Genomic DNA, 20,849 nt, shown 5'->3' with positions numbered 1-20,849 from the left:
GCACGGATGAACCACGACCTCACCATCGGCGGGATATTGGTCTCGCCCTTCATCGCCCAGGCGCTGGTCGCCTTCGCGCTGCTCGTAGCCCTGCGGGTCGTGTTCCACCGGATCCGCTTCGGGCGCTTCGTGGCCAACCCGCCGCTGGCGGAGGCCGGGATCTACGTCTGCCTGCTCGCGCTCGTCGTGGTGATCCTGTGAGGCGCGAAGACGACGCGCCGGCCCACTCCGAGACGCCGGGCCGCGACCCGGAGCGGAATGCGGGTGGGGAGGCTTCCTCGACCGAGGCGCGCCGGCGGGCCGCCTCGGCCACGGAGCCCGCAGCGGCGCGACGCGGGCGCCGAGGCCGGGTGCTGCGGCTCGCGGCGACGGCAGTCATTCTCGCTTGCGCCGCCGGAGCAGCCTTCATCGTCTGGCAGTTCTACGTCACCGCCCCCTGGACCCGGGACGGACGCGTGCGCGTGCAGGTCGCCAACATCGCTCCGCAGGTCTCCGGCACCATCGTCGCGCTGCGGGTCACCGACAACCAGGAGGTGAAAAAGGGCGACATCCTCTACGTGATCGACCCGTTCGACTTTCAGGAGGCGGTGGTGTCGGCCGAGGCCGAGATCGCGAACCGCGAGGCGGATCTGTCGGTCAAGCAGTCCCAATCGGCCCGGCGCGCGGCACTCTCCACGGTTTCGACCTCCGTCGAGGAGAAGCAGCAATTTGCCGGCACCGCCAAGATCGCGGAGGCCGCCCTCAAGACGGCCACGTCGCAGCTCGCCCAGGCCAGGAAGAACCTGGAGCGCACCGAGGTCCGCTCCACCGTCAACGGCCGCGTGACCAACCTGCTGCTGCGGGTCGGCGACTACGCCACGACCGGCACCGCCAACCTCCAGGTGATCGACACAGATTCCTTCTGGATCGACGGCTATTTCGAGGAAACGAAGATGCCGCATATCCGGGCCGGGGCGCCCGCCGAGGTGGCCCTGATGGGCTACGACGCACCCCTGCGCGGGAGGGTGGAGAGCGTGACGCTCGGCATTTCCACCGCCAACGCGGCGCCGAGCACGCAGGGGCTGCCGAACGTCGATCCGGTCTATACCTGGGTGCGGCTCGCCCAGCGGGTGCCCGTGCGCATCCGCATCGACCGTGTTCCCGAGGGTGTGACGCTGGTGGCGGGCATGACCGCGACCGTGGTCGTCGGCGATGGAAAAGGCCGGCGCCCGGACTGGGTGACGGCCCTGCGCAGCGGCCTGTTCGGCGCGGCCGACACCGCGGCCCCCGCCGCGAAGAACGCCCCCTGACGCGACGCGCCGGCACCGCAGGCGGTGCGGCACCTCGAAAAATTCGGTAGAGCGGCGGCATGTCCACTGCTCCTCTCGTGCGCTTCGCGCCCTCGCCGACCGGCTTCCTGCACATCGGCAACGCCCGGCCGGCGCTCCTCAACGCTCTGTTCGCGCGTCGCCAAGGAGGGCGCTTCCTGCTGCGCCTCGACGACACCGACCGCGAGCGCTCGACGGAGGAATTCGCCGCCGCCGTGTCGGAGGATCTCGGCTGGCTCGGCATCGAGCCCGACTTGTTCTTCCGCCAGAGCGATCGCAGCGCGCTCTACGACGCCGCCGCCGAGCGGCTGAAGGACCAGGGCCGGCTCTACCCCTGCTACGAGACGCAGGAGGAGCTGGAGCGCCGCCGCAAGCGCCAGCTCGGCCGCGGCCTGCCGCCGATCTACGACAGGGCGGCCCTGGCCCTGACCGAGGCCGAACGCGCCGCTCTAGAAGCCGAGGGCCGGCGCCCCCACTGGCGCTTCAAGCTCGATCACCGGATCGTGGCCTGGAACGATCTGGTGCGCGGCGAGAGCCACGTCGATTGCGCCTCGCTCTCCGACCCCGTGCTGGTGCGCGCCGACGGCAGCTACCTCTACACGCTTCCCTCCGTGGTGGACGACGCGGAAGTCGGCGTCTCCCATGTGATCCGCGGCGAGGACCATGTGACGAACACGGGCGTGCAGGTGCAGCTTTTCGAGGCACTGGGCGCTTCGATCCCCGCCTTCGGCCACCACAACCTGCTCACCACGGCGGACGGGGAGGGGCTCTCCAAGCGCCTCGGCCACCTCTCCCTGCGCTCCTTGCGCGAGGCGGGCTACGAGCCGGCAGCCGTGCGCTCGCTCGCGGTACTGACGGGCTCGGCCGAGGCCGTGCGCCCGATCGCCTCCCTCGACGAGTTGGCGGGCCTCGTCGATCTCGCCCATCTCTCGCGGGCGCCGGCCCGGTTCGACCCGGCCGAACTCGACGGCATGAATGCCCGCTTGGTCCACGAGATGCCGTTCTCCGACGTCCGCGACCGCCTCGCCGCCCTCGGCATCCCGGCCGGCGACGCGGAGGCGTTCTGGCTGGCGGTGCGGGCCAATCTCGGCCGCGTCTCGGAGGCTGCCGATTGGTGGCGCGTGGTCGCCGGCCCGGTGACGCCGGTCATCGCCGAGCCGGATTTCATCGCCACCGCCGCGAGTCGGCTCCCCGAGGAGGCCTTCGGCCCCGGGACCTGGAAGGCCTGGACCGACGCGGTGAAGGCGCGCACCGGCGCCAAGGGCCGGGCCCTGTTCATGCCCCTGCGCCTCGCTCTGACAGGGCTCGACCACGGCCCGGATCTTTCCGTGCTGTTGCCGCTGATTGGGCGCGAGCGGGCCGCGAAGCGTCTTGCGGGCGAGACCGCCTAGAGCCCGTCCGGCTCCGCCTCGATCATCATCACGTCGAGGGTGAAGCTGCCGTCGTCCTCGATGGCGAAATGCGCGCGCACCGGCTCCGGCGCGCCGCGTTGCAGGCCGCGGATCGCTGCGGCGCTCGCCTCCGGCGTTCCCATCCGGGCGATCCAGCTCGAAAAGTCCATGCGCACGCGCCAGCGCTGCGCGGCGCCGGGCACGAAGCCGGCCTCGGCCAGCATCGCGCGCCATTCCGCCTCGCCGTAATCGCGCACGTGGGAGGGGTCGCGCAGAAGCTCCGAAGCCTGGAGATGCGTATCGAGGAGCGGCGGGCCGGGATGCACCACATCGACCAGCCCGAGGCGTCCCTCGGGAGCGAGCACCCGGCGCGCCTCGCGAAGGGCGGCCGGCACGTCGCCCCAATGGTGGGCACTGTAGCGCGAGAGCACGCGCCCGAAGCGCCCGTCGGGAAAGGGCAGGGCCTCGACGCTGGCTTGCCGCGTCACGACGTTCGTCAGCCCCCGCCGCTGCGCCTCCGCCGCGACCGCGTCGAGCATCGCCCGCGACAGGTCGAGGGCGGTGACCGAGGCGACGTGGGGCGCCACGGCGTAGGTGACGTGGCCGCCGCCGCAGCCCAGATCGAGCACCGCGGCGCCGGGCAGGGCGCCGAAGCGGGCGAGCGCCGCAAGATCCTCGCCCCCGGCATGGACGGCGCTGGCGACGTAGTCGGCGGCGCGTCCGCCGAACTGCGTCGAGATCTGCGCGTCGTGGCTGATCGGATCGGTCATGAGGCGGGCCCTCCCGGCGGCAGCGGCGCGAGGCGCGCGAGCCTCACGGCGACGAGGAGCGCCGCAGCGTAGAGTGCTCCGAAGAAGGCCGCCACCCCGGTCCAACCGTAATGCAGGAAGAACCATCCGCCCGCCGTGCCGAGCAGCGACGAGCCGAGATAGTACATCGACAGGTAGATCGCCGAAGCCTGGGCCCGGTCGCTCGAGGTGCGCCGTCCGACCCAGCTCGACGCGACCGAGTGGGCGCCGAAGAAGCTCACCGTGACGACGACGATGCCGAGGATGATGAGGATCAGGCTCTGCGCCATCGTCATCGCGATGCCGATCATGCCGAGCAGGATCGCGAGCCACAGCACCTTGCGCCGCCCGAGCACCCCGGCGACGTGGCCGGTGATGGCGGAACTCGCCGTGCCGGCGAGGTAGACGATGAAGATGAGGCCGATCGCCGTCTGGCTGAGCGAATAGGGCGGATCGAGCAGGCGGAAGCCGATATAGTTGTAGACGCAGACGAAGCCGCCCATCAGCAGGAACGGTTCGAGGAAGAGCCAGGGCAGGCCCGCATCGCGGAAGTGGTGGGTGAAAGTGCCCGGCACCTCCCGCCAGCGCATGCGGTGGGCGACGAAGCGGCGCGAGGCCGGAAGGGCGAACTGGAAGGCGAGCGCCGCGAACAGGGCCAGCACGCCGATGGTGCCCAGCCCCCAGCGCCAGGAGGCGTGATCGGCGATGATGCCCGCGAGCAGCCGCCCGACCATGCCGCCGAGCGCATTGCCGCCGATGAGCAGCCCCATCGACAGGCCGATGGCACGCCCGTGCATCTCCTCGCTCAAATAGGCCATCGCCACCGCCGGCAGGCCGCTCGCGGCGATGCCGGTCAGCGCCCGCAGGGCCAGGAAGCCGTGCCAGCTCGGCATCAGCACCGCGCCGATGGTGAGGAGGGCCGAGGCGAACAGGGAGGCCGCCATCACCGGCTTGCGGCCCCAGACTTCCGAGAGCGGGCTGACGAAGAGGAGCGAGATCGCCAGCGTGGCGCAGGGCAGCGACAGGGCGAGGCTGCTCTCGGCGGGCGAGACCGCGAAGGTGTCGGCGAAGATCGGCAGCAGCGGCTGGACGCCGTAGAGCACCGCGAAGGTGGAGAAGCCGGCCGCGAACAGCGCCAGCGTGGAGCGGCGGAACGTCGGCGTCCCGGCCTCGATCAACCGGTCGCTATCGTCCGTCATGCCGCGACGTGTCCCTGCCAACGAAAACCCCTCCCGCCTGTGCGGGGGAGGGTGGCCCTGCCTCGGCAGGGGGCGGAGGCGACGTGACGGTTTCGAACTCTTGTTCGGGCCATTCACGCGTCCGTGCCGCGAGACACCCTCTCCCGCGATCGGGAGAGGGGTCAAGAGTATCGGCTAACGGGGTGCGGGCGGCTGTTGCCCCTCGGCCTGCTGCTGAAGCAGCGGGGTGATCCGGCGCACGGTGACGCGACGGTTCTCGCGGTTGGCCTCCTGGGTGTTCACCTTCAGGTTCTGCTCACCGTAGCCCTGGGTCGTCAGATTCTCCGGCGGCACCTGGAAGTCCTGCGTCAGCACCGCAGCCACGGACTGCGCCCGGCGGTCGGACAGCGACAAGTTGTCGATGTCGGCGCCGACCGCGTCGGTGTAGCCCTCGATCAGGAACACCTCCTGCGGATTGTCCTTGATCGTCCGGTTGATCGCCTCCGCGATGGTCGAGAGGCGCTTGGCCTGATCGGGCGTGACCGTGAAGGAGCCGCTGTCGAAGGTGATCGTGTTGATGTCCACCGACGGCATCCGCGCCCGCAACTGCGGGCTGTAGCGCACCTGATCGAGGGTGTAGCGCCGGTCGAGCTTCTGCACCGGCGGCGCGGACAGCGCCTCGTAGACCGCGCGCCCGTCCGCCCGCTCGTAATCCACGACGTAGCGCTCGCGCGGGATGCGGATGTCCGGCGGCGGCAGTTCCACCACGTCCTCGTAGATCGGCCGGGGCGCGCCGCCATAGGCGTTGTTGATCAGCACGACCTCGCGGCCGTCGCGGTAGCGGCGCGACCGGCGCAGGAGCCGACCGTCATCGTCCACGACGGTGATGATCTGTCCGCCGGCCGGGCTGTCGACGTAGCTGTAGACCTCGCCGCCGCGGCGCTCGCTGCGGTAGCCGCGATCGCCGTAGATCGTGCGGAAGCGCTCGTTCTCGTCGTGGCGGATGAAGTAGCCGTCCCGGTCGCGCACGATGATGCGGCCCGGCTCGCGATAATAGGTGCGTCCGCCGACCTCGTACTCGCGACGGTCCCGGCGCACGGTCTCGTAGTTGCGCCCGCGGTAATCGTCGTCGCGGAAGCCGCCGGGCACGTAGGCCGGCGTGCCGGGGACGTTGAAACGCTCGCGCCGGTCCGAACGGTCGCCGCGCCGGTCGTCGAGATCGCGCCGGTCGTCGTCGCCGCGCCGACGGTCGGAGTCGCGGCGATCATCGTCGCGGAGGCGGTTGGAGTCGCGGCGGTCGTCCTCACCGCGGCGGCGATCCTGATCTCGGCGATCGTCGCCGCCGCGCCGGTCGTCGAGCCCGCGCGGATCGGACCGGCCGTCCGACGGCGTGCCGGGCTGGTCGGCGCCGGGCGGCTGAACGGGACGGCCGGGAACACCCGGCTGCTGGTTCGGCGCGACCGGCCGTCCCGGAACGCCGGGCTGCTGGTTGGGGGCCGCGCGACCGCCGGGCGCCTCGCGGGTGCCATCGGGCTCGGTCGCGGACGGATTCGTCGGCTGAGCGGGCCGTCCGGGCTGCTCCGCGCCGGGCGCGACCGGGCGGCCGGGAACGCCGGGCCGCTGGTTCGGCGGCGTGCCGGGCGCGGTCGGCTGCGCCGGGCTCTGGGTGGCCGGCGGGGTCGGGCGGTCGGGGCGGTCGGCCGAGGGCGGCGTCGGCGCATCCGGGGTCCGGCGCTGGTTCGGCGCGGCATCGGGCCGATCCGCCTCGCGTCCGGCCGGACGATCGGGACGGTTCGGGGCGTCCCGGCCAGGGCGGTCCGGGGTCTGGCGATCCTGCTGGCGGTCGGGCGCCTCACGACGGGAGGGCGCCTCGCGCTCGGGAGCCTCGCGGCGCGATGGCGTCTCGCGCTCCGGGGCTTCGCGGCGGGACGGCGCCTCGCGCTCGGGCGAACGCTCGCGGGCGGCCGGCGGCGCGGCGCGCTCCTCGGAGCGGTCCGGACGCTGCGCGGGGGAGGGTGCCCGCTCGGGGCGCTGCGGGGCGGACTCGCGCTCGGGACGCTCCTGCCGTTCCGGGCGCTCGGGACGGGCCGGGCGTTCGGCCGGTTCCGGCCGTTCGCGGGCCGCGGGCGCCTGTTCACGGGCAGCGGGCGCTTGACGGGGCTCGGGGCGGGACGGGCGTTCGGCCGGCTCGGGCCGCTCGCGGGCCGGCGGCCCGCCGCGCTCCGCACCGCCGCGCTCGGCCGGACCGGCACCGCCGGGCCCACGTCCGCCACCGCGCGGCCCCTCGCCCGGCTCCTCCCGCTGCGCGAGTTCGATTCGCCCGCTTGCGCCGTCTCCCAGAGAGCGGGCGACGGACAGATCCGACAGGACGAGCGCCGGCAGCATCGTGCCGGCCAGGAGCAGGGAGCGGGTGATCCGCATTCAGTCAGCCTCGTAAAACGCGATCGGCGGTTCCGAACACGACGGGACTGATTTGGTTCCCGTTTCAGAGGCAGCGTTCTGCTCATGCCCCGGGAAGGGGGGCGGTCACGCGAGGCCGCGAGTGGGGGGCCTCAGGGCATCGGCGTCAGGGCGAGCGGCGCGACGATGCCGGGGGCGATGACGCGGACGGCGCTGCGGGTTTCCCCGGCCGATCCGGTCCGTTCGGCCGCGTCTGGCGCCGACTCAGGCACGGCCGCGACGGCGCCGTCGCGGCTCGCCGCGGCGGCAGCGAGCCCGGCCGCGGTCCGGTCGGCACGGCCGACCAAGGTCAAGCGCACCTTCGGCGCACGGGACAGAGCCTCGGCCTGCATCGGCGTGACGAAGATGTCGCCCTTGTGCCGGACCAGCATGCTCTCGGCCTTGGCCAGGGACTGCGCCCAGCTCTGCCCCTCCTTCTTGCAGGAGCAGTTGGCGGTGAAGCTCTTGCGGAACTTGAAGGCGGTCGGCAGCGCGGTGTAGGCGCGGCTTCCCTTGATGGTCGCGGCGTATTTCAGGGCCTCGTCGCCGTGCGGCATCGAGTAGGCCAGCGCCTCGGTGCCTGGGCAGAGGGCCTGGCACATCTCGTCGGCGCCACCGCGCCCGTCCGGCAGGTTGGCCATGGGGAAGTAGGAGCCGTCGCAGGTCTTCACGCAGATCACCTGCGCGCCGCCGCGAGCGGTCTGGGCGCCGGACTGCCCCTCATGGCCGCCCTCCGGCACCAGCCCGGTGCAGGCGCTCGACACGGCCGCGACGAGTTGACGGCGGCGGGCGGATACGACCTCCCCGTCACCGCCGCCATAGGTGGCGTTGAGCGAACGGATCCGCGCCTCCACCGCCCCGCATTGCGGGGGCCGGGTGTCGAAGAACAGGAACTTGCCGCCCTCGCAATTGAGGCTGCGATAATAGGTCTGCAGGCGCGCCACCTCGCTCTGGAGAGCGGCGGCGGTCGAGGCGGTGGCGTTGAGGTTGGCCAACTCGCTCTTGTAGCGCTGGCAGGCCCAGACATCCGGCGCGGCGGCAGCCGGAGACGCCCCGCCGAGGCCGAGGCTGATCGCGGCAAGGACGAGGGCGGCGGCGCGGCGAATCTGCGTTCCGATCATCGGCATGGTGCGGATGCTGGGGATTTCAGGCAGGAGAGCGCGGGCGGGGGAAGGCTTTCGGCGGACCGCGGCGAAGCGGAGCCGCGGAGCAGCACCTGTGTTAAAGCCCCTCGACCCTCGGGGACAGAGACACCATGTCTCTCGCGCCAAGCTTTGCGGGGATTGCGTCGACGATGTGGCTCACGAGCACCAATGGACACACGGCCCGGTTGATGGCAGCCGGCCTCGCCACCGGACTGGCGCTGCTCGCGGGCGACGCTGCTCGGGCGCAGGAACCCGACCGGATCTTCGACAAGTCGACGGTCTGGCGCCCGCTCACGCCCAACGACAAGCTCGTGGTCTACGGCATCGACGACCCGGCGGTGGCGGGCGTGGCCTGCTGGTACACCCAGCCCGAGAAGGGCGGCATCAAGGGCACGCTCGGGCTCGCCGAAGACGTGTCCGACATCTCGCTGGCCTGCCGGCAGGTCGGCCCGGTCCAGTTCAAGGACAAGGTCAAACAGGGCGAGGTGGTGTTCAGCGAGCGGCGCTCGCTGATCTTCAAGTCGATGCAGATCGTGCGCGGCTGCGACACCAAGCGCAACACGCTGATCTACATGGTCTATTCGGACAAGGTGGTGCAGGGCTCGCCCAAGAACTCGACCTCGAGCGTCCCGCTGGCGCCCTGGGGCACCGAGCCGCCGCCGAAATGCGCCGACTTCCTGAAATGAGCGGGCTGCGCCTCACTCGTAATGCCAGCGGCACTGGGCGATTTCGAGCGTTTGCTCGGCGCCCGTGCCGCCGACCCGGTAGACAAGCCGGTGCGATCCTGTGATGCGGCGCGACCACCAATCCTTCAGATTGCCTTTCAGCGGCTCGGGCTTGCCGAGTCCCGCGAAGGGCGAGCGCGACGCATCCTTGATGAGTTCGTTGAGGCGCCTCAACGTGCCAGGATCGTTGGCCTGCCAGTAGAGGTAATCCTCCCAGGCTCGATCGGACCAGAGCAGCCTCATTCCTCGATCAGGGAGCGCTCCAAGCCCCCGCCCGCATCGAGCTGGCTTACGCCCTCCCGCAGCCGGGCAGCATTGGTCGGCGTGCTGAGGAGATGCACGGTCTCGCGCAAACTCTCCAACTCGGCGAGCGGGATGATGGCGAGATCTTCGTGGCGCCGCCGGGACACCACGAGTTCGACTCGATCGCTCTCAACCCGGTCGAGATGCTCGGCCAAGTTACGCCGCAGCTCCGTGAAACCGACGTGACCCATGAATCCGCGCCAAATCTGTACCGTTCCTTGTACAGATCGATAGGGACGGCGCGTGTTGCGCGCAAGCCGGGTTTGATCGATGCGGAGAGAGAATCAATCCTGGCATGTGATGCGCAGCGGGCGCGGCGCGCTCTTCACCGGGGCCGCCGGGGCGTCGATGGCGCCGGTATACTCGTCCTGCGCGGCCACGCCGTAGGTGCTGGCGCTGGCAAAGCCCTGCGCCTCGCACCAAGCGTTGGCGACGACCTGTCCGCACTCGCTCGGGCCGCCGCTCAGGCATTCGCCGACGCCGTAGCCCTCCTCGGCCGGGATCAGGAACGTCTTCTCGACGTGCTTGACCGTCGAGGCCTCACTTCCGGCGCGGGCCGGCAGGGTCGCGGTGGCGAGAACGAGGGCGAGGAAGGCGACGGACGCGCGGCGCATGGTGAAAACCTTGTGAACGGGTTCGTTCAGGAGCGAAGGTTCGGACGAGGCGGTAAACAAATCCTTGCCGAACCGATCACGGTCGTCGGAGCGGCGGCGCAGGCATCCGCCGTTCTCGAATTCATCACCGTTTTGAGGTAGCCCAGCCTGGGTGCGATGGCCGTCGCCGCAGCGCAACAGCAAGGGCCGGCGGCTTCGGCGGCAATGTGGCGAAACCGCTTCGGTGCCGGGCGGCGGGCGGTGGAAGCCGCTGCGCCCCAACGACAAACGACGAGGGCGGGGCAGACCGCCAGGGAGGCCGGGCCCGCCCGGCAGGAACGCAGTCGATGACTCCGATGTTGCGGCTCTACAACACGCTGACCCGCGAGAAGGCGGCCTTCACGCCGATCGATCCGGCAAACGTGCGGATGTATGCCTGCGGGCCGACGGTCTACGACGCGGCCCATATCGGCAACGCGCGGCCGATCATCGTCTTCGACCTGCTGTTCCGGCTGCTGCGCCACCTCTACGGGGAGGCGCACGTCACCTACGCCCGCAACGTCACGGACGTGGACGACAAGATCAACGCCCGCGCGGCGGAGCGGGGCATCACCATCCGCGAACTCACCGACGGCACGCTGGCGCAATTCCACACGGATGTCGGCGACCTCGGCGTGCTGATGGCCGAAGACGTGAACCGGGCGGGCGAGCCGGCACGCTTCATCGAGCCGCGGGCCACCGACCATATCGCCGAGATGCACCGGCTGATCGAGGGGCTGGTCGCGGCCGGCCACGCCTACGTGGCGCAAGGGCACGTGCTGTTCGACGTGCCCTCCATGCCCGATTACGGCGCGCTCTCGAAGCGCCCCCTCGACGAGATGGAGGCCGGTGCCCGCGTCGAGGTGGCGCCCTACAAGCGCTCACCCCTCGACTTCGTGCTGTGGAAGCCCTCGAAGGCCGGCGAGCCCTCCTGGCCCTCGCCCTGCGGGATCGATGCGGCAGGCCGGCCCGGCTGGCATATCGAGTGCTCCGCCATGTCGTGGAAGCACCTGGGACAGACCTTCGACATCCATGCCGGCGGCATCGACCTGATCTTCCCCCACCACGAGAACGAGGTGGCCCAATCCCGCTGCTGCTTCGGCACCGACGTGATGGCCAATGTCTGGCTCCACAACGGCTTCCTGCAGGTCGAAGGGGAGAAGATGTCGAAGTCGCTCGGCAACTTCATCACCATCCGCCAGGTGCTGGACGACTGGCCGGGCGAGGTGGCGCGCCTCAACATGCTCAAGTCGCACTACCGCCAGCCGATCGACTGGACCCTTCGCGGCCTGGAGGAATCGAGCCGGATGCTCGACCGCTGGTACGAGGCGGCCGGCGAGGCGGCGCCCGATGCCGAGGTACCGGCCGGCGTGGTCGAGGCGCTCGCCGACGACCTGAACACGCCCGCCGCCATCGGCGAGTTGCACCGGCTCGCCGGCACGAGCCCCGCGGCCCTTAAGGCTGGGGCGGGGCTGATGGGCTTCCTGCCGCGCACGAAGGCGCAGCGCGAGGCGGAGCGGGTCAGCGCCACCGGCATCGACGTGGCGCGGGTCGAAGCGTTGCTGGCCGAGCGCAAGGCGGCGCGGGCAGCCAAGGACTGGGCCGCCTCCGACCGGGTGCGCGACGCGCTCACCGCCATGGGCGTGAGCGTGAAGGACAACAAGGACGGCAGCACCACCTGGACGGTGGCGGGCTGAGACCTCAGCCCGTCAGCCGCCGCAGCCAGCCCGAGCCGTTCGCGTAGGATCGGCCGCCCAGCCGGCGCAGGGCCTCCTCCGTCGGCACGAGCGGGTGCTCGGCATAGACCTGCGCGATCTCCTCCGCCGTGTTGGGCAAGCGCGAGAACTCCTCGACGATCGCCTCGTAGTTCCGTCCGAGGGTGCGCGAGGCGGGATCGAGCCCGGTGACGATCACGAGGCCGGTGGGGGGGGCGTCCACCAGCATCACCTCGAGATCCGGGCGGAAGCGGGCGAGGATCGGCACAACCTTCCAGACATCGCCGGTCCACCAGTTCTCGAACGGCGTGCCGCGGCCGCGGATGCCGGCCTGAACCGGATCTCGGTCGGCCATCGGCTCGGCCACCGGCAGGCAGTCGTGCATCACGATGATCGAGTCGCGACGGCAGATCGCCTCCGTGTTGAGGAAGTCCCGCAGCAGGAACTCGAACAGGTGCATCCCGTCGAGGAAGGCGAGATCGAGCCGCCCGCCGAGGTCGCGGCGCAGGTTCAGGTGCTCGAAGAACAGGTCGCTCATGACCTGGAACAGTGACACGCGGACCTTGTTGGCCGCGACGTTGGTCCGAAGCTGGAATTCGGGATCGACGGCGATGCCGTGGCGGCAGGCGATGCCCGCGAAGATGTCGCCGTGGGCCACGCCGATCTCGAGGTAGCGCTGGACGGCGGCGTTGCGGGAGAGGCGGGCCAGCACCTCCGAATAATGCTGGCCGGTATGCTCGCCCGCGATGGTGTGACCCGTCATGGCCCCGTCCTGCTCCGTCCGCAGCATGGCCGCCCTCAGAATCGCTTCTCGATCAGTGCGTCGGCATGCGGGGCCGGGCCGGCCTCCGCCAGGGCCGCCTCCAGCCGCTCGACCACGCGGTCGGGATCGTCGCCGATGAGGTAGCTCAGATCGAGTCCCTCGCGGATGAAGCCCTGGCCGCGCATGTGGTCGATCAGGGTGATCAGCGGATCCCAGAAGCCGTTGACCGACAGGAGCAGGATCGGCTTGCGGTGCTGGCCGAGCTGCGCCCAGGTCAGCTGCTCGACCAGCTCCTCCAGGGTGCCGATGCCGCCGGGCATCGCCACGAAGGCGTCGGCGCGGTCGAACATCAGCTTCTTGCGGGTGTGCATGTCGGAGACGACGATCGTCTCCTGCACCGCGTCGAGCATGCGCTCGCGCGACTTCAGGAAATCGGGGATGATGCCGGTGACGTGGCCGCCCGCATCGAGCGTCGCGCCCGCCACCGTGCCCATCAGGCCGACATTGCCGCCGCCATAGACCAGCTTGACCCCGGCTCGGGCCAGGGAGGTGCCGAGGCGCCGGGCCGCGTCGGCGAAGGCCGGATCGCCCCCGAAGCCCGAGCCGCAATAGACGCAGACGGAAGTCAGCCGCGCCATCACAGCACTCCCCGGCCGCGGCGGCGAGCACCGCCCACGCGCAAGAATGCTGAGTTCGCGGACGAACGGGGCGCCCCCGCGCGATCGAGCTTTGGTGTTCTTCTCATGTTCGTTAATATGTCACGGGAATTGGACGGGTTGTCGACAAGCGACGTTGCTTTTCGGGCATGCGCACCGACACGGGCAGGACGGGAGTGGACGGTCATGACGGCTGAGCTGCGGCGAAGCATCGTCCTCGCGGCTGCAGGCCTGCTCGGCGGCTTCGCCATGGTCGTGGCGCTGTTCGGGACGGGGGAACTCCTCAAGCGCAACGCGGCGGTCAACCCTTCTGCCGAGACGCCGGCCGCACCGGACAAGCCGAACGGGACGGAAACCGGGGACCGCGCGGGCGAAGCGCCCTCGACGGGCTCTCCTCATGCCGCTCTCCCGGCCCTGCCGCAAGGGGAAAGCGGGGCGGCCGGCCGCGCCGGGCCCGAACCGGACGGGGCGCCGAGCTTCGACATCGTCCGCGTCGAGCCCGACGGAGCGAGCGTCATCGCCGGCCGCACGGTGCCCAACGCCCGTATCGAACTCATGCGGGACGGGCGCCCCTTCGCCGCGGCGACAGCCGACGCGTCGGGCCAGTTCGCGCTCACGCCGCCGGATCTTCCGACGGGGTCGAGCGAGATTTCGCTGCGCGCCACCGCCGCCGACGGGCGGACGCTGGCCGGCCGCGAAAGCGTCACCGTGGTGGTAGCCGAGACCCGCAACACCAAGCCGCTGATCGCGCTGAGCGCGCCGGATCGGCCGACCCAGGTGCTCTCCCAGCCCGACGCGCCGGAGGCGCAGGGCGCGACGACCAAGCCGCCGACGGCCGTCGCCGAATCCCCCGGCACCGCCGCGCCCGCGACGGCCGGAACCGCCGAGGGCGGCCGCGTTTCGGGCGGAACCACGGGCACGGCCCGCATCGTCAGCGTCGATGCCCAGGAGGGCGGACGCCTCGACGTGACCGGCCAGGCGGCGGCGGGCAGCGCCGTTCGTCTCTACCTCAACGACACGCTGGTCGCCTCTGGACAGGCCGGCGCGGATGGGCGGGTCGCCTTCACGATCGGGCGCGGCGTGAAGCCGGGCGCCTACCGCATCCGGGTCGATACGGGCGATCCGGCGGGCGGCAAGGTGCGCAGCCGCGCCGAGGTGGCCTTTGTCTATCCCGACAGCCCGCCGACGCGGTTTGCCGGCGCTGGGCCGGAGGAGCGATCCGCGCCGAGCCAGAAGCGCGACGCCGCAGCGATGCCCGCCGAGCGGCCGGCGACGCACCCGGCGCAGGGAACGCCCGGGAAAACACCCGCGGCCCAACCGATGGCGCCGAGCCTCGCGGCCGCGCCGCTGCGGACGGGAAAGCAAGCCGGCACGGAGCCGGCCAGCCCCGCGCCGTCCGGCACGCCGTCCATCGCCGCGACGGCGGTCCCGACGGTCCCTTCGCCGGAGCGTGACGGCCGGGCGGCAGCCGCCCTCGCGCCCGCCCTTCCCGGCAAGGCATCGGGCGCTCCGGCCTCGGCGGGGCGGGAGCGCCTCGCAACGGCGGAGCCGGGAGGCGCCTCGCCGTCCGCAGCCGAGGCGGGCAGCGTCTTCGTGCCGGAGATCAGCACCGCCCGGATCACCCGCGGCGATAGCCTGTGGCAGATCAGCCGGCGCACCTACGGCCACGGCCACCGCTACACCGTGATCTACGACGCCAACCAGCAGCAGATCCGCAACCCCGACCTGATCTATCCCGGCCAGATGTTCGTGCTGCCGAAGGACGAATCGTCGTCCGGCACTCCGGCCGCCAAGCCCGGCACCGATCGTCGCACCTGAGCCCCGGCTGGCCGGATCGGGGAGGCGCGCCAAGCGCTTCGGCCGTGGCGGGGTGCGCATGACGGACGGTGGGCCTATATGCGGCGGATAACGGCCGCTCCGCGCCGCAAGGTCTTTCCGAACACGACGATGGCACAAGCACCCGCGCCGGCGGGGGAGGGCGCGTCCACGCCTCTCGAACGCCCGGGCCTCCTGACGACCTATCGCCGCCTCTGGCCTTACCTTTGGCCGCACGGCCGCGCCGACCTCCAGCGCCGCGTGTTTCTCGCCTTCGGCCTGCTCTTCGTGGCCAAGGCCGCGACGATGGTGATGCCGTTCACCTTCAAGTGGGCCACCGACGCGCTGGTCGCGGCGATCGGCGCCAAGGACGGCACGGCCGCCGCCGCCTCCGCCGTGCCGGCGGGCCTGCTCTCGGCGCCCTTCCTCCTGATCGGCCTCTACGGCCTGTCGCGCATCGCTATGGCCGGACTCACGCAGGTGCGTGACGGGCTGTTTGCCAAGGTGGCGATGCACGCCGTGCGCAAGCTCGCGCTCCAGACCTTCGAGCATATGCACCGCCTCAGCCTGCGCTTCCACTTGGAGCGCAAGACCGGCGGCCTGACCCGGGTGCTGGAGCGGGGCCGCTCGGGCATCGAGGAATTGTCGCGCCTGATGGTGCTGACCCTGGTGCCGACCATCGTCGAGTTGGTGCTCGTGCTCGGCATCCTCGCCTACGAGTTCGACTGGCTCTACTCGGTCGTCGTGGCGGGCATGATCGCGTCCTATCTCGGCTTCACCTGGAAAGCCACGGAGTGGCGCATCGGCATCCGCCGCCGGATGAACAACTCGGACACCGAGGCCAACACCAAGGCGGTCGATTCGCTCCTGAACTACGAGACGGTGAAGTATTTCGGTGCGGAGAAGCGTGAGACCTCCCGCTACGACGCCTCGATGGAGCGCTACGAGAAGGCCTCGACGCAGACCTACGTCTCGCTCGCGGTGCTCAATGCGGGCCAAGCGGTGATCTTCACCATCGGCATGACCGCGGTGATGTGGCTTGCTGCCCGCGACATCATGGCGGGCCGCACCACCATCGGCGGCTTCGTGCTCGTCAACACGATGCTCGTGCAGCTCTCGATGCCGCTGAACTTCATGGGGATGATCTACCGGGAGATCAAACAGGCACTGATCGACATCGACGACATGTTCCTGATCCTCCACCGCAATCCCGAGATCGCCGACCGCCCGGGTGCGGCCCCGCTCAAGGTGGAGGCCGGAACCGTGCGCTTCGAGGACGTGCGCTTCGCCTACATCCCGGAGCGGCCGATCCTGCGCGGCGTGTCCTTCGAGGTGCCGGCGGGCCGCACGGTCGCCATCGTCGGTCCCTCGGGGGCGGGAAAGTCGACGCTCTCACGCCTGCTGTTCCGCTTCTACGAGCCGCAGGGCGGGCGCATCACCATCGACGGGCAGGACATCGCGGCCGTGCGCCAGGATTCCCTGCGCGCGGCCATCGGCATGGTCCCGCAGGACACGGTCCTGTTCAACGACACCATCGGCTACAACATCCGCTACGGCCGCTGGGATGCGAGCGAGGCCGAGGTGCGCGAGGCCGCTAGGCTGGCTCAGATCGACCGCTTCATCGAGAGCCTGCCGGAGGGCTACGACACGCCGGTGGGCGAGCGCGGGCTGAAGCTCTCGGGCGGCGAGAAGCAGCGGGTGGCGATCGCCCGCACCATCCTCAAGGGTCCGCCCATCCTCGTCCTCGACGAGGCGACCTCGGCGCTCGATTCGTTCACCGAGCGGGAGATCCAGGCCGCCCTCGACCGGGTCAGCCAGGGCCGAACCACGCTGGTCATCGCCCACCGCCTCTCGACGGTGATCAACGCCGACGAGATCCTCGTGCTCGACCATGGGCGCGTCGTGGAACGGGGCGACCACACCAGCTTGCTCGCTCGCGGCGGCGTCTACGCCGCGCTCTGGAACCGCCAGCGGCAGGCCGACGCGGCACGCGAGGCGCTCAAGCGCGCCGAGGACGAGCGCCTGCTGCTGGAGGAGGCGCAGCGCTCGGAGCCGGTCGCCTGAGCCTGCCCTTCGGGTGCGCCGCGCCAGTCGGGCCTTTCACCTTGCGGAAAGCGACGTGCCCGCAGGATGGTGCCCCGTCCCCCGGCACGAGGTCCCCCGATTCGCGCGACCGACGATAGGCTTCCCTCTCCCCTCTCGGCGCCGTCCGCGGGGGCCGAGATCGAGCGCCTGCGGATGCAGCTGCGCATTCAGGCCGCCATCATCGGCGCGCAGCAGGCAGCCCTGAAACAGGTCGAGCCCCCTTTCGCGGCGGCGATGCGGGCCGCCGGCTTGGGAATGTGGACCTGCAGCCTGCCCGACGAGCGGCTGACCTGGAGCGACGGCGTTTACGATCTGTTCGGACTGCCCTCCGGCACCGCGGTCGAGCGGGCGGACGCCCTCGCCCTCTATACCGACGCCTCGCGGCGGGAGCTGACGGCTTTGCGCGACAGGGCGCTCGCCGAAGCCGGCGGATTCTGCCTCGACGCCGAGATCAGACCGGCCAGTGGCGGGCCTCGCTGGATCCGCATCACCGCCACGGTCGAAAGCCGGCACGGTCGGCCCCTGCGGCTCTACGGCTTGAAGCAGGATGTGACCGCGGAGCGGCGCCGGCTCGATCAGATGCGCCTGCGGGCGGAGACGGACGCGCTCACCGGCCTCGCCAACCGCGCCCGCTTCGAGGACCGCTTGCGAGAGCCGATGCGCACGCTCATCCTGATCGACCTCGACGGCTTCAAGACGATCAACGACACCTACGGGCATCCTGCCGGCGACCGCTGCCTTCGCGAAGCGGCCCGGCGAATCGGCCTCGTCTGCCCGCGCGCCGAACTCGCGGCGCGCATCGGCGGCGACGAGTTCGCCGTCATCCTCGACGGCGTCGCGGCCGAGGCGGCAGCCTGCGCCGAGCGGCTGGTCACCGCGCTGTGCCGCCCGTTCGACCACGGGGGACAGCGCTACCCGCTCGGCGCGACGGTCGGCGTGGCGCTCTGCGCAGACGCGCAGGACCCGTTCGCGCTGGCAGACGCCGCCCTCTACGCCGCAAAAGCGGCGGGGCGGCGCACCTATCGCCTGTTCGACGCGGGCGGCCTTGCCGCGGGCTCACCGGCCGGACGCCCGGCACGCGGCGGTTGACGGAACCGCGCCCCCCTGCCATCCGGCGGGTCAGATTTGCCCCGCCGGACCCCTTCGGAGCCCATGACCGACCTCATCGAGACGATCCGCCGGACGCTCGTTCCGATCCACAAGGAGGGCTATCCCTTCATCCTGATCGGCATCGTGCTGACGGTGGTGCTCGGCTATTTCTCGCAATTCTTCGGCTGGATCTTCCTGATCCTGACGCTGTGGGTCTGCTACTTCTTCCGCGATCCCGAGCGGGTCGTGCCGGTGGGCGACGGACTCGTCGTCTCCCCCGCCGACGGGCGCGTGAACCTGATCTCGACCGTGCTGCCCCCACCGGAACTCGACCTCTCGCACGAGCCGATGCTGCGGATCTCGGTCTTCATGAACGTGTTCGACTGCCACGTGAACCGCGTGCCGGTCTCCGGCAAGATCGGGCAGATCCACTACACGCCGGGCCTGTTCCTCAACGCCGAGCTCGACAAGGCAAGCGACGACAACGAGCGCAACGGGATCGTCATGGAGACGACGCATAAGGGCCAGCCCCTGCGCATCGGCGTGGTGCAGATCGCAGGGCTCGTGGCCCGGCGCATCGTCGGCTTCGTCTCGGCGGGCGACACCCGGCAGGTCGGCGAGCGCTTCGGCCTGATCCGCTTCGGCTCGCGGGTCGATGTCTACCTGCCGGTCGGCACCCGCGTGCTGGTCGGGCTCGGCCAGAAGGCGGTGGCCGGCGAGACCGTGCTGGCCGATCTCGGCGGCGGGCCGGAGCGGGCCTTCCGCCGCATCTGAGGAAACGAGCCGCGCGATGGCGAGAGACGACGAGCCGAGAGGCGGCGTGCCGAGAGGCGACGACGCAAGGGGCGACGACGCAAGGGGCGACATGGACGATCTGTTCCCACCCTTCGCGCCGGATGCGAACGACCGGCCGCGCCGGTTCCGGCCGGTGCCGTTCCGGATGATCGCCCCGAACATGATCACCCTGCTGGCGCTCTGCCTCGGGTTGACCGCGATCCGGTTGGCCTTCGAGGGGCGCTACGAGCCCGCGGTGATCGCCATCATCGTCGCGGCCGGCCTCGACGGGATCGACGGGCGCGTGGCGCGCCTGCTCAAGGGCACCTCACGCTTCGGGGCCGAACTCGATTCGCTGGCCGACTTCGTGAATTTCGGCTGCGCCCCGGCGCTGATCCTCTACAGCTTCACCCTGCACAATCTGAAGTCGGTAGGCTGGATCGTGGCGCTGGTCTTCGCCATCGCCATGTGCCTCAGGCTGGCGCGCTTCAACGCGATGCTCGACGACCCCAACCGGCCGGAATGGAAGAAGGACTATTTCGTCGGCATGCCCGCCCCCGCCGGGGCGCTCACCGGCATGCTGCCGCTCTACCTCCACTTCCTCGGCCTGCCCTTCGACCATTGGGGCACGCCGGTGATCCTGGCCTACGTGCTGGTGATCGCGCTCCTCGTCGTCTCCACGGTGCCGACCTTCTCGGGCAAGACCTGGGGCAAGCGCGTGCCGCGTGACCTCGTGGTGCCGATCTTCCTCGTCGTGGTGGTGGGCTTCGGCCTCGTGATCAGCTTTCCCTTCGAGGCGATCACGGTGGTCAGCCTGAGTTACCTCGCGGCCATTCCCTTCGGCGCCGTGCAGTACCGCAAGCGGCTGAAGCAGGAAGCGGCGAACGACGCCACCGACGAGACCGCGGAGCGACCGGCCGCACCCGGGGTGTAGAACCGTCCCGAAGGCGATCCGCGTCGTCGGCAGTGCGAGGAGAGCGGGATGGCGGGACGCACGGATTTCGCTGGGTTGATCGGGATCGCCGCTTCCATCGTCCAGGCACCGATGGTCGGGCCGAAGGCCGCGCTGGCCGCCGCCGTCAGCGCTGCCGGCGGCGGCGGCTCGCTCGCCTGCGCTGCGCTCACGCCCGAGCAGGTCCGCGCCGAGGTTGCCGCCATCCGGCAGGCGACGGATGCCCCTTTCAACCTGAACTTCTTCTGCCACCGGCCGCCGACGCCGGACGCGGATCGCGAGGCGACGTGGCGGGCAGCGCTCGCGCCCTATTACGAAGAGTTCGGCCTCGATCCGGCGGCACCGGTGAGCATGGCCAACCGGGCGCCCTTCAACGAGGCGATGGCCGAGCTCGTGGCCGAACTGCGCCCGCGCGTCGTCAGCTTCCACTTCGGGCTACCTGCGGAGGCATTGCTGCGGCGTGTGCGGGACGTCGGCTGCCTGATCCTGTCCTCGGCCACCACCGTGCGCGAGGCGCGCTGGCTCGCCGAGCACGGCGTCGATGCGGTGATCGCGCAGGGGGCGGAGGCCGGAGGCCATCGCGGCATGTTCCTGACCGAGGCCGCAGCCTCCCAGGTCGGCACCTTCGCGCTGGTGCCGCAGATCGCCGACGCGGTCGCCGTGCCGGTGATTGCGGCGGGCGGCATCGCTGATGCCCGCGGCGTGGCGGCGGCCTTCGCGCTCGGCGCCAGCGCGGTTCAGGTCGGCACCGGCTTCCTGCGCTGCCCCGAGGCCGGCATCTCCGCACCCTACCGCGCGGCCCTGGGCGCGGCGCGGGACGAGGACACCGTTCTGACGAACGTGCTCACCGGCCGCCCCGCTCGCGGCCTACAGACCCGTGTCGTGCGGGAACTCGGTCCCGTCAGCCCGGTCGCCCCCGCCTTTCCCGGCGCGGCCGTCGCGCTCCAGCCCCTGCGCACGGCCGCGGAGGCGCGCGGCTCGGGCGACTTCTCCCCGCTCTGGTCGGGGCAGGCAATTGGGCTCTCGCGGGAGATGCCGGCGGCGGAGCTGACGCGCCTCCTCGCGGCGGCCGTCCCGGCCTGACGAGGGCGA

The 20,849-nt window shown here is 71.1% G+C and carries 20 protein-coding genes; 11 read left to right on the top strand and 9 right to left on the bottom strand.

The genetic code is table 11. The features are described 5' to 3' along the window. Positions 1 to 6 precede the first annotated feature (6 nt). The 3 genes from BY998_RS17605 to gltX are packed head-to-tail and all read left to right on the top strand — an operon-like array spanning position 7 to position 2,698. A complete protein-coding gene (locus tag BY998_RS17605) occupies positions 7 to 201 on the top strand; it encodes a DUF1656 domain-containing protein (protein WP_110352910.1) in 195 nt (64 codons plus the stop codon). Beyond that, positions 198 to 1,289, top strand: coding sequence for an HlyD family secretion protein (locus BY998_RS17600; RefSeq protein WP_110352909.1), 1,092 nt, complete (start codon positions 198 to 200; stop codon positions 1,287 to 1,289). The genes BY998_RS17605 and BY998_RS17600 overlap by 4 nt, the downstream gene beginning before the upstream one ends. 59 nt (positions 1,290 to 1,348) lie before the next feature. Next, on the top strand, positions 1,349 to 2,698 hold the full coding sequence (gltX, locus tag BY998_RS17595; protein WP_110352908.1) for a glutamate--tRNA ligase: 1,350 nt from the start codon (positions 1,349 to 1,351) through the stop codon (positions 2,696 to 2,698). Here the strand turns inward: gltX and BY998_RS17590 are convergent. The 4 genes from BY998_RS17590 to BY998_RS17575 all read right to left on the bottom strand — a co-directional run bounded on the left by BY998_RS17590 (position 2,695) and on the right by BY998_RS17575 (position 8,230). After that, positions 2,695 to 3,468 (bottom strand): class I SAM-dependent methyltransferase, encoded by a 774-nt coding sequence (locus tag BY998_RS17590; protein WP_110352907.1) that lies wholly within the window; start codon positions 3,466 to 3,468, stop codon positions 2,695 to 2,697. The genes gltX and BY998_RS17590 overlap by 4 nt on opposite strands. Next, on the bottom strand, positions 3,465 to 4,685 hold the full coding sequence (locus BY998_RS17585) for an MFS transporter (RefSeq protein ID WP_110352906.1): 1,221 nt from the start codon (positions 4,683 to 4,685) through the stop codon (positions 3,465 to 3,467). Before BY998_RS17585 ends, BY998_RS17590 begins: the two co-directional genes overlap by 4 nt. 174 nt (positions 4,686 to 4,859) lie before the next feature. Next, positions 4,860 to 7,085: an OmpA family protein gene (locus tag BY998_RS17580; RefSeq protein WP_110352905.1), complete on the bottom strand. Its 2,226-nt coding sequence runs from the start codon at positions 7,083 to 7,085 to the stop codon at positions 4,860 to 4,862. A 131-nt stretch (positions 7,086 to 7,216) separates the two neighbouring features. Further along, the gene (locus BY998_RS17575; protein ID WP_110352904.1) at positions 7,217 to 8,230 is read right to left on the bottom strand and encodes a DUF2865 domain-containing protein; all 1,014 of its coding nucleotides are present in this window, start codon (positions 8,228 to 8,230) and stop codon (positions 7,217 to 7,219) included. Between the two features lie 206 nt (positions 8,231 to 8,436). Here BY998_RS17575 and BY998_RS17570 point away from each other — a divergent pair, with 206 nt between their 5' ends. Then, positions 8,437 to 8,934 (top strand): CreA family protein, encoded by a 498-nt coding sequence (locus BY998_RS17570; RefSeq protein ID WP_110352903.1) that lies wholly within the window; start codon positions 8,437 to 8,439, stop codon positions 8,932 to 8,934. 12 nt (positions 8,935 to 8,946) lie between these two features. Here the strand turns inward: BY998_RS17570 and BY998_RS17565 are convergent, their stop codons facing one another. From BY998_RS17565 to BY998_RS17555, 3 genes are all read right to left on the bottom strand, one after another. Next, positions 8,947 to 9,216: a Txe/YoeB family addiction module toxin gene (locus BY998_RS17565; RefSeq protein WP_110352902.1), complete on the bottom strand. Its 270-nt coding sequence runs from the start codon at positions 9,214 to 9,216 to the stop codon at positions 8,947 to 8,949. Further along, a complete protein-coding gene (locus BY998_RS17560; protein WP_110352901.1) occupies positions 9,213 to 9,467 on the bottom strand; it encodes a type II toxin-antitoxin system prevent-host-death family antitoxin in 255 nt (84 codons plus the stop codon). The genes BY998_RS17565 and BY998_RS17560 overlap by 4 nt, the downstream gene beginning before the upstream one ends. A 93-nt stretch (positions 9,468 to 9,560) precedes the next feature. Continuing rightward, positions 9,561 to 9,890: a hypothetical protein gene (locus BY998_RS17555; RefSeq protein WP_110352944.1), complete on the bottom strand. Its 330-nt coding sequence runs from the start codon at positions 9,888 to 9,890 to the stop codon at positions 9,561 to 9,563. Between the two features lie 326 nt (positions 9,891 to 10,216). On the opposite strand from BY998_RS17555, the gene cysS reads away from it, so the two are divergent. Continuing rightward, complete coding sequence (cysS, locus tag BY998_RS17550; RefSeq protein ID WP_110352900.1) at positions 10,217 to 11,605, top strand: cysteine--tRNA ligase; 1,389 nt, start codon at positions 10,217 to 10,219, stop codon at positions 11,603 to 11,605. A gap of 4 nt (positions 11,606 to 11,609) precedes the next feature. Here cysS and BY998_RS17545 read toward each other — a convergent pair whose 3' ends face one another. Together BY998_RS17545 and BY998_RS17540 are read right to left on the bottom strand one after the other, a co-directional pair. After that, positions 11,610 to 12,413, bottom strand: coding sequence for a class I SAM-dependent methyltransferase (locus BY998_RS17545; RefSeq protein ID WP_245421631.1), 804 nt, complete (start codon positions 12,411 to 12,413; stop codon positions 11,610 to 11,612). A gap of 8 nt (positions 12,414 to 12,421) precedes the next feature. Beyond that, a complete protein-coding gene (locus BY998_RS17540) occupies positions 12,422 to 13,024 on the bottom strand; it encodes a TIGR00730 family Rossman fold protein (protein WP_110352899.1) in 603 nt (200 codons plus the stop codon). 204 nt (positions 13,025 to 13,228) lie between these two features. Here BY998_RS17540 and BY998_RS17535 point away from each other — a divergent pair, with 204 nt between their 5' ends. The 6 genes from BY998_RS17535 to BY998_RS17510 all read left to right on the top strand — a co-directional run bounded on the left by BY998_RS17535 (position 13,229) and on the right by BY998_RS17510 (position 20,840). Further along, the gene (locus BY998_RS17535; protein ID WP_110352898.1) at positions 13,229 to 14,860 is read left to right on the top strand and encodes a LysM peptidoglycan-binding domain-containing protein; all 1,632 of its coding nucleotides are present in this window, start codon (positions 13,229 to 13,231) and stop codon (positions 14,858 to 14,860) included. A 129-nt stretch (positions 14,861 to 14,989) separates the two neighbouring features. Next, on the top strand, positions 14,990 to 16,921 hold the full coding sequence (locus tag BY998_RS17530; RefSeq protein WP_110352897.1) for an ABC transporter ATP-binding protein/permease: 1,932 nt from the start codon (positions 14,990 to 14,992) through the stop codon (positions 16,919 to 16,921). Positions 16,922 to 17,095: 174 nt separating this feature from the next. Beyond that, positions 17,096 to 18,031 (top strand): sensor domain-containing diguanylate cyclase, encoded by a 936-nt coding sequence (locus tag BY998_RS17525; protein WP_110352896.1) that lies wholly within the window; start codon positions 17,096 to 17,098, stop codon positions 18,029 to 18,031. 63 nt (positions 18,032 to 18,094) lie between these two features. Further along, positions 18,095 to 18,805 carry a phosphatidylserine decarboxylase gene (locus BY998_RS17520; protein ID WP_110352895.1) on the top strand — a complete coding sequence of 237 codons (711 nt, stop codon included), beginning with the start codon at positions 18,095 to 18,097 and terminating at the stop codon, positions 18,803 to 18,805. 91 nt (positions 18,806 to 18,896) lie between these two features. Further along, a complete protein-coding gene (locus BY998_RS17515) occupies positions 18,897 to 19,739 on the top strand; it encodes a phosphatidylcholine/phosphatidylserine synthase (protein WP_110352894.1) in 843 nt (280 codons plus the stop codon). A 48-nt stretch (positions 19,740 to 19,787) separates the two neighbouring features. Continuing rightward, positions 19,788 to 20,840: a nitronate monooxygenase gene (locus tag BY998_RS17510; protein WP_110352893.1), complete on the top strand. Its 1,053-nt coding sequence runs from the start codon at positions 19,788 to 19,790 to the stop codon at positions 20,838 to 20,840. Positions 20,841 to 20,849: the final 9 nt, after the last annotated feature.

The organism is Methylobacterium sp. B4 (assembly GCF_003201865.1).
Taxonomy (GTDB): Bacteria; Pseudomonadota; Alphaproteobacteria; order Rhizobiales; family Beijerinckiaceae; genus Methylobacterium.
Note: the sequence above shows the minus strand (reverse complement) of the source record. Positions and strands in the feature narration are given on the sequence as shown.

Excerpts from the sequence above, each read along its gene's own strand:
- BY998_RS17515 (WP_110352894.1), top strand. The coding sequence starts at position 18,897 with ATGGACGATCTGTTCCCACCCTTCGCGCCGGATGCGAACGACCGGCCG.
- BY998_RS17535 (WP_110352898.1), top strand. The coding sequence starts at position 13,229 with ATGACGGCTGAGCTGCGGCGAAGCATCGTCCTCGCGGCTGCAGGCCTG.
- BY998_RS17560 (WP_110352901.1), bottom strand. The coding sequence starts at position 9,467 with ATGGGTCACGTCGGTTTCACGGAGCTGCGGCGTAACTTGGCCGAGCAT.
- BY998_RS17525 (WP_110352896.1), top strand. The coding sequence starts at position 17,096 with ATGCAGCTGCGCATTCAGGCCGCCATCATCGGCGCGCAGCAGGCAGCC.
- BY998_RS17510 (WP_110352893.1), top strand. The coding sequence starts at position 19,788 with ATGGCGGGACGCACGGATTTCGCTGGGTTGATCGGGATCGCCGCTTCC.
- BY998_RS17540 (WP_110352899.1), bottom strand. The coding sequence starts at position 13,024 with ATGGCGCGGCTGACTTCCGTCTGCGTCTATTGCGGCTCGGGCTTCGGG.
- BY998_RS17575 (WP_110352904.1), bottom strand. The coding sequence starts at position 8,230 with ATGCCGATGATCGGAACGCAGATTCGCCGCGCCGCCGCCCTCGTCCTT.
- BY998_RS17590 (WP_110352907.1), bottom strand. The coding sequence starts at position 3,468 with ATGACCGATCCGATCAGCCACGACGCGCAGATCTCGACGCAGTTCGGC.
- BY998_RS17565 (WP_110352902.1), bottom strand. The coding sequence starts at position 9,216 with ATGAGGCTGCTCTGGTCCGATCGAGCCTGGGAGGATTACCTCTACTGG.
- BY998_RS17530 (WP_110352897.1), top strand. The coding sequence starts at position 14,990 with ATGGCACAAGCACCCGCGCCGGCGGGGGAGGGCGCGTCCACGCCTCTC.
- cysS (WP_110352900.1), top strand. The coding sequence starts at position 10,217 with ATGACTCCGATGTTGCGGCTCTACAACACGCTGACCCGCGAGAAGGCG.
- BY998_RS17555 (WP_110352944.1), bottom strand. The coding sequence starts at position 9,890 with ATGCGCCGCGCGTCCGTCGCCTTCCTCGCCCTCGTTCTCGCCACCGCG.
- BY998_RS17580 (WP_110352905.1), bottom strand. The coding sequence starts at position 7,085 with ATGCGGATCACCCGCTCCCTGCTCCTGGCCGGCACGATGCTGCCGGCG.
- BY998_RS17545 (WP_245421631.1), bottom strand. The coding sequence starts at position 12,413 with ATGCTGCGGACGGAGCAGGACGGGGCCATGACGGGTCACACCATCGCG.
- BY998_RS17520 (WP_110352895.1), top strand. The coding sequence starts at position 18,095 with ATGACCGACCTCATCGAGACGATCCGCCGGACGCTCGTTCCGATCCAC.
- BY998_RS17570 (WP_110352903.1), top strand. The coding sequence starts at position 8,437 with ATGGCAGCCGGCCTCGCCACCGGACTGGCGCTGCTCGCGGGCGACGCT.
- gltX (WP_110352908.1), top strand. The coding sequence starts at position 1,349 with ATGTCCACTGCTCCTCTCGTGCGCTTCGCGCCCTCGCCGACCGGCTTC.
- BY998_RS17605 (WP_110352910.1), top strand. The coding sequence starts at position 7 with ATGAACCACGACCTCACCATCGGCGGGATATTGGTCTCGCCCTTCATC.
- BY998_RS17585 (WP_110352906.1), bottom strand. The coding sequence starts at position 4,685 with ATGACGGACGATAGCGACCGGTTGATCGAGGCCGGGACGCCGACGTTC.